13 protein-coding genes and 1 tRNA gene are annotated in these 13,783 nt (G+C 53.0%); 9 read left to right on the top strand and 5 right to left on the bottom strand.

The window, feature by feature from the left end:
• The first annotated feature begins 106 nt into the window (after positions 1-106).
• The 4 genes from PCOSP_RS07210 to PCOSP_RS07195 are packed head-to-tail and all read left to right on the top strand — an operon-like array spanning position 107 to position 3,291.
• Positions 107-409, top strand: coding sequence for a hypothetical protein (locus tag PCOSP_RS07210; protein ID WP_464710690.1), 303 nt, complete (start codon positions 107-109; stop codon positions 407-409).
• Positions 406-2,151, top strand: coding sequence for a DNA cytosine methyltransferase (locus tag PCOSP_RS07205; RefSeq protein ID WP_464710689.1), 1,746 nt, complete (start codon positions 406-408; stop codon positions 2,149-2,151). Before PCOSP_RS07210 ends, PCOSP_RS07205 begins: the two co-directional genes overlap by 4 nt.
• Positions 2,148-2,351: a helix-turn-helix transcriptional regulator gene (locus tag PCOSP_RS07200; protein WP_464710687.1), complete on the top strand. Its 204-nt coding sequence runs from the start codon at positions 2,148-2,150 to the stop codon at positions 2,349-2,351. Before PCOSP_RS07205 ends, PCOSP_RS07200 begins: the two co-directional genes overlap by 4 nt.
• Positions 2,352-2,394: 43 nt before the next feature.
• Positions 2,395-3,291 (top strand): hypothetical protein, encoded by an 897-nt coding sequence (locus tag PCOSP_RS07195; protein ID WP_464710685.1) that lies wholly within the window; start codon positions 2,395-2,397, stop codon positions 3,289-3,291.
• A 12-nt stretch (positions 3,292-3,303) separates the two neighbouring features.
• Here PCOSP_RS07195 and PCOSP_RS07190 read toward each other — a convergent pair whose 3' ends face one another.
• Complete coding sequence (locus PCOSP_RS07190) at positions 3,304-4,512, bottom strand: tyrosine-type recombinase/integrase (protein ID WP_464710683.1); 1,209 nt, start codon at positions 4,510-4,512, stop codon at positions 3,304-3,306.
• Between the two features lie 227 nt (positions 4,513-4,739).
• Here PCOSP_RS07190 and PCOSP_RS07185 point away from each other — a divergent pair.
• Positions 4,740-4,813: transfer RNA gene (locus tag PCOSP_RS07185), tRNA-Gly, on the top strand.
• Between the two features lie 344 nt (positions 4,814-5,157).
• On the opposite strand, the gene PCOSP_RS07180 is transcribed toward PCOSP_RS07185, so the two are convergent.
• Complete coding sequence (locus PCOSP_RS07180) at positions 5,158-5,697, bottom strand: hypothetical protein (RefSeq protein WP_464710681.1); 540 nt, start codon at positions 5,695-5,697, stop codon at positions 5,158-5,160.
• A 598-nt stretch (positions 5,698-6,295) separates the two neighbouring features.
• Between PCOSP_RS07180 and PCOSP_RS07175 the strand changes: the two genes are divergently transcribed.
• Together PCOSP_RS07175 and PCOSP_RS07170 are read left to right on the top strand one after the other, a co-directional pair.
• Positions 6,296-6,943 (top strand): TetR/AcrR family transcriptional regulator, encoded by a 648-nt coding sequence (locus PCOSP_RS07175; RefSeq protein ID WP_464710679.1) that lies wholly within the window; start codon positions 6,296-6,298, stop codon positions 6,941-6,943.
• Between the two features lie 133 nt (positions 6,944-7,076).
• Positions 7,077-7,163 carry a hypothetical protein gene (locus PCOSP_RS07170; protein ID WP_464711888.1) on the top strand — a complete coding sequence of 29 codons (87 nt, stop codon included), beginning with the start codon at positions 7,077-7,079 and terminating at the stop codon, positions 7,161-7,163.
• Positions 7,164-7,437: 274 nt separating this feature from the next.
• On the opposite strand, the gene PCOSP_RS07165 is transcribed toward PCOSP_RS07170, so the two are convergent.
• On the bottom strand, positions 7,438-8,226 hold the full coding sequence (locus PCOSP_RS07165) for a hypothetical protein (RefSeq protein WP_464710677.1): 789 nt from the start codon (positions 8,224-8,226) through the stop codon (positions 7,438-7,440).
• A gap of 369 nt (positions 8,227-8,595) precedes the next feature.
• Here PCOSP_RS07165 and PCOSP_RS07160 point away from each other — a divergent pair, with 369 nt between their 5' ends.
• Positions 8,596-9,660 carry a tyrosine-type recombinase/integrase gene (locus PCOSP_RS07160; protein ID WP_464710675.1) on the top strand — a complete coding sequence of 355 codons (1,065 nt, stop codon included), beginning with the start codon at positions 8,596-8,598 and terminating at the stop codon, positions 9,658-9,660.
• A 184-nt stretch (positions 9,661-9,844) separates the two neighbouring features.
• Here the strand turns inward: PCOSP_RS07160 and PCOSP_RS07155 are convergent, their stop codons facing one another.
• Positions 9,845-11,230 (bottom strand): AbiJ-related protein, encoded by a 1,386-nt coding sequence (locus tag PCOSP_RS07155; protein ID WP_464710673.1) that lies wholly within the window; start codon positions 11,228-11,230, stop codon positions 9,845-9,847.
• A gap of 551 nt (positions 11,231-11,781) precedes the next feature.
• A complete protein-coding gene (locus PCOSP_RS07150) occupies positions 11,782-12,234 on the bottom strand; it encodes a hypothetical protein (RefSeq protein ID WP_464710671.1) in 453 nt (150 codons plus the stop codon).
• Between the two features lie 271 nt (positions 12,235-12,505).
• Here PCOSP_RS07150 and PCOSP_RS07145 point away from each other — a divergent pair, with 271 nt between their 5' ends.
• Positions 12,506-13,651 carry a hypothetical protein gene (locus tag PCOSP_RS07145; protein WP_464710670.1) on the top strand — a complete coding sequence of 382 codons (1,146 nt, stop codon included), beginning with the start codon at positions 12,506-12,508 and terminating at the stop codon, positions 13,649-13,651.
• Positions 13,652-13,783: the final 132 nt, after the last annotated feature.

Raw genomic sequence — 13,783 nt, 5'->3', positions numbered from 1 at the left:
CCCACGAAAAGCTGCGCGGGGCAGCGCACACGGAAGCAACGCTAGTCGCTCAGGATCGCCCGCTCGCGCAGCCTGCCGTGGGGTATACGCACGGAGGCAACGTCGCATGAACAACGAACAACGCCAACAGATGCTCAAGCTCGACTTTGCTGCAGACGCAGCAATCGCAGCACAGCGTAACTTCATGCAACAGGTCTATCCCCATGGCTGTTTGGTGAGGGTTCACCACTCTCGAGGGGCCTTTCAAGCACGCGTAAAAAACCACGACAGAAATGGACATCAACTGACCGTCGTGAACTGCGTGACTGGGAAATCAACCTATGCATACCCCTGCAGCAGCCGGACCAACACGTATCGCGGCGAGCCATGGGTGTCTTGTGTTGAGTTTTTGGAGGGACCGGAAGAATGACAGCCTTTTCCCAAACTCCAATCACCACTGCCGTCATCACGCAATTCGGCATCGACCTCATGGGCAAGATCCGCGTCGACTTGTTTGCAGGTGGTGGAGGCGCAACCATGGGCCAAGAAATGGCCACGGGCAAAGCCGTCGATATCGCGATCAACCACAACCCCAAAGCCATCAGCATGCACAAGCGAAACCACCCAGGCGCAGAGCATTACATCTCGGACGTCTATGAGGTGTGCCCCCGAAAGGCGACACGAGGCCGCCCCGTCGCACACCTACACGCAAGCCCCGAATGTACCCATCACAGCCTTGCCGCCGGAGGTCAACCACGCAGCAGTGCCAGCCGCTCCCTGTCGTGGGTCACAGTCAAGTGGGCCGGACAGGTCAAACCCGACCTCATCACTATGGAAAACGTCTGGCAGATCCTGCAATGGGGCCCCCTGATCGCTAAGCGATGCAAAACCACCGGCAGGGTGGTTCGACGCGATGGCAGCGTGGCCGCACCAGGCGAACGCGTTCCGGTTCAGGATCAATACCTGGTGCCTGATCCGAAACGTAAGGGCAAGACCTGGCGCCGCTTCCTGCAGATCCTCAAGAACATGGGTTATGACATTCTTCATGGAAAGCTAAAAGCCTGTGATTTTGGCGCCGCTACCACACGTGAACGCCTGTACATGGTCGCTCGATGCGATGGCAAGCCACTGTATTGGCCGGAGCCGACCCACTTCAAGGCCCCCGCAAAAGGCCAAAAAGCTTGGCGTAACGCAGCCAGTTGCATCGACTGGTCAATCCCCTGCCCGAGCATCTTCCTGACGAAAGAAGAAGGCCGTGCTGCTGGTGTACGCCGGCCATTGGCAGGCAAGACCATGGAGCGTGTGCGTAAAGGTGCCCTTCGCTATGTGGTCGATCATGCTGACCCGTTTATCGTAAGCGTCAACCATTCAGGCAACGACATAGCTCGATGCCAGTCGGTGCAAGATCCGACCAAAACCATCACTGGCGCGCATGGCTTCGCCCTGGTGACGCCACATGTCGCGCCCTTCCTCACAGAGCACGCCAACGCAACATCCCAGCGGACCATGCCAGCTGATGCACCGCTGGGGACAATCTGTGCGCAGGTAAAGGGCGGGCACTTCGCGCTCGCCGTCGCCTACATCGCACAGCACAACGGTGGTTTCAACGAAACGTTGGGACGGCACCCAGACCAGCCTCTGACAGCGATAACCACCACGGGCAGCCAACAACAGTTGGTGACCGCTAATCTGCTCACCCTGCGCAAGAACTGTGTGGGCAGCGCAATGGATGAGCCGATCTCAACGATCTGTGCCGGCGCAGAACATCACGCGCTGCTCGAGTACACACTCGCACCAGACGTGGAGGAAGGCGCTCTGCGCGTTGCCGCTTTCCTGATGGGGTATTACGGCACCGACAACATCTACGACCTGCGCGACCCGGCCGCCACGATCACCACACGGGATCGACTGGCCCTGGTTACCGTGGTGATCAAGGACACGCCATACGTCATCGTCGACATTGGCATGCGCATGTTGACGCCTCGGGAGCTTTACCGTGCCCAGGGCTTCCCGGACAACTATGTGATTGACCATGGGCACGACGGGCGGAAGTTCAGCAAGAAAGACCAGGTACTGATGGTGGGTAACTCTGTATCACCATGGCCGATGATGGCTCTGATCGGCGCCAATACAGATCGGGCCGATTATGAGTTGATAGAGGTGGCGGCATGACCACCCTTGATCGTTATTTGAAGGAGGTAGAGGTACTTGCGGTAACGTCGCTCTCACACGCCACACTCTGGCGAGAAGTGAAAGCAAAACGGTTCCCGGCTCAAGTCCGTATTTCACCAGGGCGAGTCGGCTGGAGAGCATCAGAAATTGCATCCTGGCAAGCGGATCCAACAGATTGGCAAGTGAAGACAGCAGCTTGAATTCAATTGCAGTGTTGGACAAAACAGTGCGGAGGCGCTACATATGGCCTTCGCATTTTTATGTTCGGATAGCCTTATGACAAGTGAAACCATAGTCGAAACTACCGAGGTTTTATCGCAATCTTTCGCTGAGTTCCTAGAAGCCTCCCCACCAAATCAGATAGCGCACATCCATGACTTAATGGATTTGAAGTGGAATGGTGGCAGCCAGCACTATTACTTAAAAACACCTGAAATACAGATTCATTGTTCAGAAGAGTCTTGTAATGGCGTTCGTTTTCATCGCTGCATCGATGGAGATAGAACTTCAATAAGAGCGGAAACCACAACTAATTGCTTCATAATCTATCGCTGCTCAAACTGCCAAAAACATAAAAAAATATATGCCATTACGGCTTACAGAGAAGACCAAGAATATAGCGGAACCTTGATAAAGTATGGTGAAAATCCGGTATTCGGCCCTCCCGTTGCAGCAAGACTACTAAAACTAATCGGCCCTGACAGAGATAATTTTTTAAAGGGCAGAAGGTGTGAAAATCAGGGTTTGGGGGTCGGAGCATTTGTTTATTATCGGCGTGTAGTGGAACACCAAAAAAATAGAATATTTAAAGAAATCGTAAAAGTATCTGAAAAAATTGGCGCTCCGAAAGAAAAGGTAGACATCCTGAACGCCGCTCTACTGGAAACCCAGTTTACAAAAGCACTAGACATGGCAAAAGATGCGATGCCCGAAAGCTTACTTATTAACGGCCACAGCCCACTGAAACTTTTATACAGAGCATTGAGTGACGGAATCCATAATCTTTCTGATGAAGACTGTCTAGGCTACGCGGCCAGCGTTCGCGTGGTGCTCGGCGAACTATCAGACCGCTTGTCACAGGCTCTTAAGGACGAAGTAGAAATCACCAACGCCCTCAATCGATTATTGACGCCGAAGTAGAAATTACAGTGCCTAACCTCCACCCTTGTTGATTTTGGCCTCTGTTTCCAACCATGAGGCCCAAAGATCAAGGGCGGTCAGTTTTTCTTTAAAATAGTCGTAGCGGTCATAATGCTTTGATGAGACATCTGAAAACGCATGCCCTTGGATGCGGTCCCGAATTTCCTTGCTAATGCCCGCTACGCCCATCAAGGTTTTACAAGTCCTGCGGATATCCCTAAGAGTGAACGGCCCTGTGAAACTATCTTTATTCCTTGAATAAAGCTTAGTGACTGCTCTCGATAGCGAATTAGTATGTATAGAATCGTTTAGGTCCTTGCCAGCGAATGGATACGGATCGTTGGCAGTGATCATGGATAATCGTTTCAAGCAGGCCAACGCCAAATTATTAAGCGGCACAACATGCGCGGTGCGCTCCCCCGCTTTGCCTTTTGCATCCCTAATCAACATGTGATCCTTGTGGTACATACTCCGGTCCGAGGCCAGCAACTGGGTGGGCCTCTGGCCCCCCGTTGCGATTAGAAACTTGATTAACTCAGATGTCACGATACTAAGTTCTTCCGGCAGCAGGTTCCAAAGCGTGCCCAGCTCCTTAGCCGATAGCGCTCGCTCTCCCGGCTTCTCCCAATCCTTCTGCACCGGCACACCAGCGACAGGGTTGTGCTTGAGCCCGAACTGAATCCCTTCTTTCAGATATTCCCGAGGATTGTTCTCCTGATTGAGCCCGTGCTGAAACGCCGCATGTAGCCTGGCTCTGACTCGGTTCGTAAACGTAGTCACACCATCCTGAATCATCTTCGAAAGGATGTCTTTAATGTGGCCAGGCTCCACCAGCGCTGCCGGCAGCTTCGCAATCTCAGCATGCGGCTCAGTGACGTACTTCTTGAACGACCATTTCACATCATCGTGCGAGGCTGCACCCTCGGCCTTAAGCTTTGCCACATAGGAATCGAGGAGCAACGAGAGCGAACCACCAGAAGCATCTGTCTCTGCAGCCTCACTGCACAACAGCCTCGCATCAGATAAGGACAAATCCGGCCAATTGCCCAGTTTCTTTCGGCGGATTTTCTGCTGGACATAGCGAACGTAATAAAGCTCTTTGACTCCAGTGGTTTTGACCTTGACGACAAGAACACCGCTGCCGCGTGAGCCGCGCTTATCGGATCGGGTGTAGTCTGCCTCGCCGGGTTTTAGCGATCGTATCTGTTTGTCTGTAAGCATATGCTAAGGTGTCTGTTCGAGGTGTCTGTTGGCCGGAATCAACAGCAGATTACCTGATACGAACCGATACTAGAATCCCATATTTATGTGATTGTTTTATAAGGATTTTCAGCACAAACCGAGACACCTTAGTATTTTCTGATACTCCACGCGATTCAGCTTCCCAAGCTGATAACGAGGGTTCTTATTGGACACGTCGTTTTAGTGCACCTTGAAGGCAAGAAAAAGCGGGTATAGTTGAATGGTACAACTATAGCTTCCCAAGCTATCGGTGAGGGTTCGATTCCCTCTACCCGCTCCACCTTCCAGCCAGCGTTTACGGGCCTTTCAGGGGCTTTCCCCAAGCCCATCAAAGCCTCATCGCAGCCCTCCAGCTCTGCTCCCTCAAACCCCTCTAAAAAGCCACCAAAATTTGGTGCACCGTCGACTCCGTCCAAAAAGGCGCATTGACTGACTGTCGCCTTCCTGCTGCCACCCAATACACCCCTAAAAGCTCATTTCGGTGTCAAACCGGGATCGCCTCAGATCTCACCACCGACCCAGAATCTTGAACGGGGAGTGAGCGGACTGGCCAGCTCACCCTCCCAAAAATCCTCCTAGACATCGACCGAACTTAAAACGACCACCCAACACCCAATTCGAAGCTCAGTCGTCCTTCGCCTGCCCGACCTTACTCTCACGCTCACGCTGGCGGTAGCGCTTCACAAAGCTGGCATCGGTCAAATCGTCAGCTTCCAACTCAAGCCCACAATTGACCAAGGACGCCATCGAACGATCGGTCAGTGAGAAGTCATCGGGAATGAAACCGATGTTTTTTACCCTGTTCATATCAAGTTCCGCTTCAAATGTTTTCAAGAAGTCTGCCAGCCCAGGACGAAGAACTACAGTTGCTGCACTCGTAGCGGAGTCATCTGCCACTATTACTGCATTGGCCGCATTAACCCCAATGAGCTCCACCACTTTACTCATAGAGGGCCAGTACTTGAGGTCATACTGATAGGTCAACTTATCCACCATCCCCTTCAAGAGAGACCTGAACAGCCCGTTACTCTCAGAAGCATCTTCAACGACATCCATGATGTGATAGTAAGCATCATTGGTAAAACCTGACATCTCTTTAACTTCAGTGCGACGCGAAAGCAAATCCGAGAGCAACTCTGAAACGTTTGCAATCCGCACATTCAAGTCCGTGAGTTCCTCCCTATCCTTACGAGTTTATTTGATCTTCTCAGGACTCCAAGAGTAAGCCGCCGTGGTGAAAACATCGAAGAACGACTTCAGAGCCCTCGACTATTCAGCCAGCTCGCCATGCAGTTCGACGTAAACATCAGTAAGCTCACTGGTGCGACCCAGCAGACCCTCGATGAGCCGATTATCACTGGGCCAAGTCTCACTTTACAAGTTATATTTATAATCTTCACGCAGTACGTTTTCACACATATCGATTGCATCGAAACGAGCTTTAATATCCATTTTTAATTCCTATGCATAGATGAGCAGATGATAGAGTCTGAACCGCCCTGAGTCGCTACCTATCCGAAAATAATTCCGCTCGTTATAGGTACTAACCTCGAGCATCTGCCATCAACCGCCACCAAAACGGAAGAGCATCAGCAGCACAAACGCCCATGTCCAAACAATCCGACAGCAACTAAGCTGTTCCGCCAAACTCCGTAGCCCAAGCAGCTTTTCTTTACACCCCAGTAAAGTTATTAGGCGAAACATGGGTGGCGGATCGCATCTCTTTCAGTAACACTTAACCTATTCTGCACAGGTAAACGAAATGAACGTGGCCACCTCTTCTCCCGTCGACGACTTGCTCAACCCTGGCGACAGCGCGTCACGCCCCGTCAGGATTCTCGCCGCTGCGGGCAGGATGTTCATTGAGCACGGGTACGAGGGAGCCAGTATGGAGGAGATCGCCAAGGCTGCAGCGGTGACTCGCCAGACCCTGTACAACCGATATCCCGAAGGCAAGGAGTCGCTCTTCGTCGCCGTAGCAGAGCGGATGTGGAAGGCCTTCCCGGTCATGAACGTTGCAACCGATGAGCGCGCGCTGGCCGACCCTAGGAATGGCCTCAGACAGATCGCCACTGAGTTCGCGTGCTTCTGGTCAGGCCCGTCAGCAGCCGACTTCCTGCGTATGGTCATCATGGAAGGTCGACGATTCCCCGTGCTCGCTGACCGCTTTGACGAGGTTATCCAGGCGCCGGCAATGACCGTCATCAGCGACTATCTCGCTGAACTGGCACGCCGAGGTGTCTTGGCAGTTCAAGAGCCTGAGACTGCCGCCCGCGATTTCATGGAAACGCTTGATGGTCGGGTTCTTTGGAAACAGGTCAGAGGCAACAGCGAACCGCTTGCCCGCGAGGAAATCGAGCAGATTGTCGAACGCACAGTAGACGCCTTCCTACGGTCGCTTCGACACTGAGATGCTGCATATCATCAAAGCAGCCCAAAGCACCACAGGCCGAACCCATGCCCCCTGATCAAAGCCCAGATGTCCCGATCAGCCCAGCCCAAGGGCCAGACAGTCCTGAAGCCAGGGAGTAGAGTGGGCATGGCTGCAGAAAAAACGCGTAGCTATGAACAATTACAACGAGCACGTCGAAGCTCATGGCGCGTCTGGCGACGACCAACGGAGCTTCTAGCACCTCATTTCAACTAGGTGCATAGCTGAAGTGGATGCAGACCTAGTCACCAAGGGCATAGGGAAATTAGGGGCGATCAAGACGCTAGAAGTCGTTGAGCTTGTCCAGCGTCCCCTTCCCACTTAGTGAGTTGCCCAAGCCTTCAGCAATTGATTCGAACTGCTGCACAACCTGAGGGTAGTCCCGCTTCGGCGGCAGCGTCCAACTACCCGTCTAGCACTGAAGCGTCAAGAGCCCGAGTTCACCGTCAAAGCGCGCACCTGATTGGCCTAAGTTATTTCTCAGAAAAGAACGGGGTATCCAAACCCAAGAAGTCGGCCATCCAAGCTTTTTCCTCTGCGCTCGGCTCGTATGAGTAAGCTGTTTTCCCCTCTACTTGCTCAGGCAGTTCACGCCAATATCTTGGTTCGCTCACTACATCCAGAAACACCAGCTCACAGGACACATAGCACATCCATATCCCCGAGGTCAGGAATTGGATATTCAATTGCAGCGACTCCTCAGAGCCGGTGTACTCACGAATCGGGGTAAGCTGTTTATGCAAAGAGCCGACATGAGTAAATTCTCGACTTAATAACCCGTAGATTTGGCCGAACGGAGGGAATACGCGCTTCGCGCTGGCAATTGCGCGCGTAGAGTCAAACTTGTGCTCTCGATATTTCTGGAAATCCTCCGAAAACTGCATGAGGTGAAGGGCCACTGCCATGGACTCAATGGCCGAACGGACGACCGGCCCAGGCTGCAGAACGAACCCGCCGCGAAGCATGTATGCTGCGCCAACCATGGAGTTCAGTGAGTTGGAGAGGAGCTCTGCACACGCCATTCGAAGATCATCTTCATCGCGCTCTGCCCTGATCAGCCCCGATGCCCAAATAGCAGAGCAGTGGGCAAATAGCGCGCTCATTTTCTCAAGATCTGCACTGTGTAGCGCATCAAAACTTTTAGCGATTTTATCGGTATCACGGCTTATCTGATTGATAAGCATTGACCTGCGAAATTCGTATATTCGCTTATTTACGGGATCAATAACCGCTGCGCAAGTGTCTGGATGCTTTTCCCACATATGCCAATCCTTTTACGGTAAGAAATTTCCAGCATCGATATTAGTACGCTTTCACCCACCCCATCCATCACAGAGAACGGGTTTAGGTGGCAATGTACAAAACCCTATAAACCTGTAATCCCACTAGCGTTAGCGTAAAACATAGCCTGTCACTCAGGACGACCTCCGCGATCGACCGCCCCCCTAGACGGTGACCACCAGCCCATACGGTTGATCAGCACTCGGGACGATGATACCTTGCGCGCTTCGGTTTTCCTGGATCGAGCGGTCGGCAAGCAAAGCCTTTGCGCATCAGGTGCTCCCCCTTCTTTCGCACGCACTTCGACAATAGTCAGCGGGCAGCCGACACCGTGACGTTGGAGAATTGCCATGCGCGTTCCGATCTATCCCAAAGATCTGCTGCCCCAAGCTGCCTTCAGGAAACTTGCTAAAAGCATCCAGAATAGATGGCCAGGTGAGTCATCCATCCAGCTCTCCCTTGCCTACGAGACTTTGTCCAAGGGGCTGGGGTATGCCGATTACCACGAGCTCAGGAATGCGTCCGTCATCTGCCCTCTGGAAGCGCGAACACCTGCTGAGAGCGCCGTGCGCGCGGGAATTGCGGCTGCGATTTCCTCGGTTTTGGCATTAGCCAATGACAGCTCCGTACCGCGTAGCGCGTTGGAGCCTCTGGTCGAAACGCTACCTTTGAAAGCGCTCACTACTTTCAAAGTGGCTGCCTCACAAGGGTTGCAAGTCGGAACTTTCAAGCACCCAAGGCTTGATTTCAATCAGGCTGACACCTGCAGTGTGATTCCCATCAGCCCTGAATCTCAAATTCCGTCGTACATGTCCCCAACCACGCGGGAGAGGAGATCGGGACTTCACACAAGTCCGTTGAACTCGGGAGTCCACCCTGACATTGATGCTATCAAGAAGGCTGTCATGAGCTCAGGAAGCCTTCGCGATCAAAGTCTCTTTGCGTTGCTGGAGATGGGGCTTCGTGGGCACGTAATCCTTGGCACCAAGGTTTCCCAAATCTCCAGTGTGGATACCCACATGCCTTCGAGCGTTGAGATTACCAAAGCGAAACTACCATTGCCCTTTGGAGATACAGCGGTGATCACGAGGTATATCAGCTCGGAAAATCTGTATGCCGATGACTACCTCTTCCCGAGTAATGACCGGAAGCGACCAATGTCGTCAAAGCAGCTGTTGCAGACTTTTAGGTCTTGGGAAAGACAAGCTCAACTGCCACCTTCAAACCGCACCCCACACTCCATGCGCCTGGCATTTATTGCACGGCGAGGGCTTTTCGTCTCCACGGCTACTCATGAGATCGAGCCGTTCACCCATCAGCTCGGTCACTCATTTGCCTACATGACCGAACATTACTTAAAGCCCTATCCAAAAGCCGTTCATGAAATGTTAAAAGCCAGTGAGCGTCGCAGCTAAACAGGGACTGCCTCTGGGCAACGGCAGTTAGCTTGGGTCGGCCTGTAGTAATCGCCTAGGCAACGCCCTGCGCGCTGCCCTCGGCCATCCGGTCATATACGCTCGTTGCGGACGTATATCTCGGGCTACTTAGTCATCCTACTACCTACCCGGTCAACGCTCTGATCGGGTCGCTGATCAACCCTCAAGCATGTGTCGATGCAGCAACCGAGTATCGCTTGAAGAGTGATCGCCAGAACTGCATCAACAGCTGATCAGCGCCAGGCTGCGATAACTCATACCCGCCGAAACGGTAAACCTCGTAGCCGGCAAGCCTGAGCTCCCTGTCAGCCTCCATCATGGCCGAGTAGCGCTGTGGACTAGCACGGCCATTTTGCTCGGCGTAGTGGTGCTTGCCGTCCACTTCAATCACAACTCGCACGCCACCAGGCAGCAGCAGCAGGAAGTCCATCCGGGAGCGCAGTAGCGCCTGCTTGCCACGCTGTTCGACGGTTTTGGCGTCCCAGTGAAACCAGATCTCAGGGAGCAATACCGGAAGCTTCGGAACCTCAGATCCAAAAGTGCTATAGAACGTCGTGAAGGCTAGTCGTTGAGCCGGCGACACCTCCGAGGGAAGACAGCCAAGCAGGCGTCGATACAGAACGTCCTTGCCTTCACCGGCAGAGAGCCCCCGACTGTTTTCAAACCAGGACTGGAGATCCCGCCAGAGTAGCCCAGCTGGGCTGATAGGCCTGTCGTAGATCAGAACGTCTTCCGCACCTGTAACGACCTCAACGTCATTGTCCAATGCGTTTCCAAGCCTCAAATCAGGCTTGCGTGTCGATGCAAATATGAGGTTTTTAGGGGATTGCAGGCCTCCCCCATTGGCAGAGACCAGCTTTGCGACTAGGTAGCCATCAGCACCAGGAGCGGTTACGAAACGCACGCCGCAGGGAGCAAGTGCTTGATCGACTTGAGCAATGAACGCGCGCTGCGCCTCATCATCGGGCCGGACAGATGACGATGCCAGACCTTCCAGGAAACGACAGATTCGCGCATCCGACGCTTTGAATGCCCCTAAGTTATCAAACACCGTTAACACATCCCAATCGGGATTATTCACGTAATGTTGCTCGATCTTTTCCAAGAGAGAGGAGCCTAGCTCAAAAACGCCAAATATATCCCGACCCTCCACCTGCCATAGGTCTCTGAGCAGATCGTAAAAACCATTTAGATCTGTATAGAGCGGTAGCGCATCAAGCCCCTTGGCCAAATCACGCCGGTAGCGAGTAGGAACTGCCGGGCAACCCTCTCCCTGCCAAAGTGCCTCTTGGAGGGCATCACGCTCACCAACCATGAGCATCAAAATGCCGAGCGCGCGATGCGCCGCCGTGAAAACCTGCTCGTCAGAGGAGGCATCGACTGCACCGCGCAGACGCTCAGCTTTGGATGTTGCTGTTGGACAGTCATCAAGCCCGAGGTCTCTCAGTAGACCAGTGATCAGGGGCCCGGTGTACCGGAGTTTCTGGCTGCCCAGTATTTCCCTAAGAAGGGCTCTGAGTTCATCGTGCTGCTTTTGACTGAGTGACATGGTTGCAAGCACCGCCAAGAAAGAGGCCCTATAGTGCGTCAATAACGGCGCGCACGCCTTTAGGAATGATTCGAATGAAGTCGTTTGTGGGTGCCGAGGCGCAAAGGTCACCGCACTTATTCAAGCGTTGAAAAATGCCAGCCACAGTCGTGGCCGAGGTCGCCAAGATACTGGAAGTTCCCGAGCCTCCAGCAAGGCGTCACTAGAATCGCGCTCCGACTTGAAGCTGAATGCTCTTACCCCGCTATACAAGCGGGGCAAGTCAGCATCACCTCTTATCAAGTCTTCCAGAAGGCGACGGCAATGCTGATGACTGCCGCCGCTATCTTCAAAGCATCCACCATCCATCCCACAATTTCACTGCGCTTGGAGCGTGGGTGCCCACCGCATCGACACTTACAGATACTTAAAGACTCTGGAGGGTGAATAGACAGGCAGCGTTCAGCGCCCCCAGGCTTTTTAGAACATGCGGAACAGGTGCAGCGTTTTGCAAGCGTCATAAATGACCCCTTTCGAGTTTTTCGGAGTAGAAAAAAGCTTTCGAAGGGGAATTAGCGCAGGCGGTGGCGGAAGCCGCTGAGTTCAGGGCCGTCCAGGAAGAGGGGGATGTTGAACACAGCACGCATTGCGCGAACCATCAACGCTCTGGCTTTACGACGCTGCTCGCGCAGATCGGCAATCAATTCTGTGAGGAGTTTACGGTGCCGGGCGAAAACTTCATTCGAGCCGATCGTTGCGAGGACAATGTCCAAGGCTCCAAGCATTCCAACAGCCAGGCTGTGTCTTTGCCCATGTACATATCGGTCGAGCATATCTAGTGCAATTTTGGCACGTTGAATGGCTAGAGAGTCATTCAGAAGCTCCTTTCGAACTTCAGCCGCGTCCACCCTCTCCCGCTCAACACGGGCAAGTTCAATCTTCAACTCTTGGGTGAGAGCATCGAGCACATCGTCTGCTTGCGCTGAATGTGGCCTTAGCTCTTCCTGTGGATCGTGATCAACCATAGGGATTCTCTTGAGGTGTCCCGGCACCAACGATAACGGCTGGCGGTCGAGTCCGCAATGGCGATCCCGAATCTGTCCAAGACATCGACGATAGAGCAGTCGATGCTTCATCAGATTTGAAGTGTCCCGCCCCCCGAACCGAGTCGTACGATGTAACATCCAGGTTTGGCGGAAAGAGTTTGCGACTGACCTCTCTACCCTATGCCCATTCCGAAAAACGGGATGAAGTGGATTGCACTTCATCCGTTGATGCCCAAGGCCCTCGTTCTTCATGACGACATCACCTTTTTCCATCCCTAACGGCACCATCAAGAAGAACCTAAAACGCATTGTCGACCACTGGGTTGTTGTAAGTCTGATGCTTAGCGGTGCAGGCACACTTTTCGGCTTCGCTATCTTGTCCACTTACCTGAATGCGATCGGTCTCCCAGGATTGTTTCCCTCCGCCCTGGACACCAAGGCTGCTCTCGTGCCCTGGATGCTCCTGGTTGCATTGTTACTCATCGCCTACATCTTCGTACTCACCATGAACTCGATGATTTTCGCATCAGGGGCAACCCTGTTTAACAAGCAACCCTATGCGCAAACCAAAATGGTCAGGCTGCTCGCGATACCTGTGTTAGTCGGAATCTCAGTGCAGATGAGTACCATAGTGGGGGACGTTCATCCTCTGCTCACCATTTTGACGTCAGCGCTGGCAGAAATCGTTGTCTTCTTTGCCCTGATGAAGTCAGAACGATTCAGAGTTGCGATTCACGTAATAGGCTTTATGGCGCGGCCCGAGGAGGGCATGAAATGGCAGGCGCGCTTTGGAGCATTAGTCCCGCTGTTCATCGTTGTGTTTTCAACAGTAGTGTCGGCTGTATTTCCAGTACAGCTAGTGTTGTCGACTTACCCCACGCCGACTGACATTGAAAGCTCGCTCAAGCTTGCCGGGATGGCGATCTTCGTTTCATCCTTGGCGCTCGTACCAGCGGTTATCTTCTTTGCATTTGGAGAAAATCTACTCGCCAAAATCAGAAATACGCTGGCCGTCCTGATGATCATGACGGTAGCAATGCTGACCATGGCGCCTCGGACTTTCCCAGCTATGGTTTACCGAACGGCCTACTTGATGGGCCTCAGGGACACGACCATTACTTCGTATCTGATAACGGATACCTACTCGGTCGATTATTTCGATTCGGATTGGGGCAAAGTAAGCATCGACAAAGACCGCCCTGTGGTTAGAGGGTTTCCGTTGCTCAGCCTGGGCGACCTATTGATCCTGTGTCCAGCTAACCTGGTCACCACAGAATTGGCAGAGTGGCCAGCGCGTGCTCCTGCATGCCTGGTGACAGACACCAAAACGGCGAAGCGTGTTCCAGAAAAACAAGCAAAGAAGCGATGGGCAAAGGTTCAGAGGTATGAGGTGTAAAAGCACTTCCAGTAGATAAGCGCTCGGAGCACTAATAGCACAAGCTGGAACTCCTGCATGGAAAGAAAAAGGATGAACCCACTACCATTCTTGCTTACGAGCACCGAGCAATAGGTTTAACCGAACGCGCGT

It is taken from the genome of Pseudomonas sp. MAFF 730105 (genome assembly GCF_055380705.1).
This window is presented reverse-complemented; position numbering and strand designations above follow the sequence as displayed.

Bases quoted from the DNA above. Each gene is read 5' to 3' on its own strand.
- PCOSP_RS07210 (WP_464710690.1), top strand. From the start codon at position 107: ATGAACAACGAACAACGCCAACAGATGCTCAAGCTCGACTTTGCTGCA.
- PCOSP_RS07205 (WP_464710689.1), top strand. From the start codon at position 406: ATGACAGCCTTTTCCCAAACTCCAATCACCACTGCCGTCATCACGCAA.
- PCOSP_RS07200 (WP_464710687.1), top strand. From the start codon at position 2,148: ATGACCACCCTTGATCGTTATTTGAAGGAGGTAGAGGTACTTGCGGTA.
- PCOSP_RS07195 (WP_464710685.1), top strand. From the start codon at position 2,395: ATGGCCTTCGCATTTTTATGTTCGGATAGCCTTATGACAAGTGAAACC.
- PCOSP_RS07190 (WP_464710683.1), bottom strand. From the start codon at position 4,512: ATGCTTACAGACAAACAGATACGATCGCTAAAACCCGGCGAGGCAGAC.
- PCOSP_RS07175 (WP_464710679.1), top strand. From the start codon at position 6,296: ATGAACGTGGCCACCTCTTCTCCCGTCGACGACTTGCTCAACCCTGGC.
- PCOSP_RS07165 (WP_464710677.1), bottom strand. From the start codon at position 8,226: ATGTGGGAAAAGCATCCAGACACTTGCGCAGCGGTTATTGATCCCGTA.
- PCOSP_RS07160 (WP_464710675.1), top strand. From the start codon at position 8,596: ATGCGCGTTCCGATCTATCCCAAAGATCTGCTGCCCCAAGCTGCCTTC.
- PCOSP_RS07155 (WP_464710673.1), bottom strand. From the start codon at position 11,230: ATGTCACTCAGTCAAAAGCAGCACGATGAACTCAGAGCCCTTCTTAGG.
- PCOSP_RS07150 (WP_464710671.1), bottom strand. From the start codon at position 12,234: ATGGTTGATCACGATCCACAGGAAGAGCTAAGGCCACATTCAGCGCAA.
- PCOSP_RS07145 (WP_464710670.1), top strand. From the start codon at position 12,506: ATGACGACATCACCTTTTTCCATCCCTAACGGCACCATCAAGAAGAAC.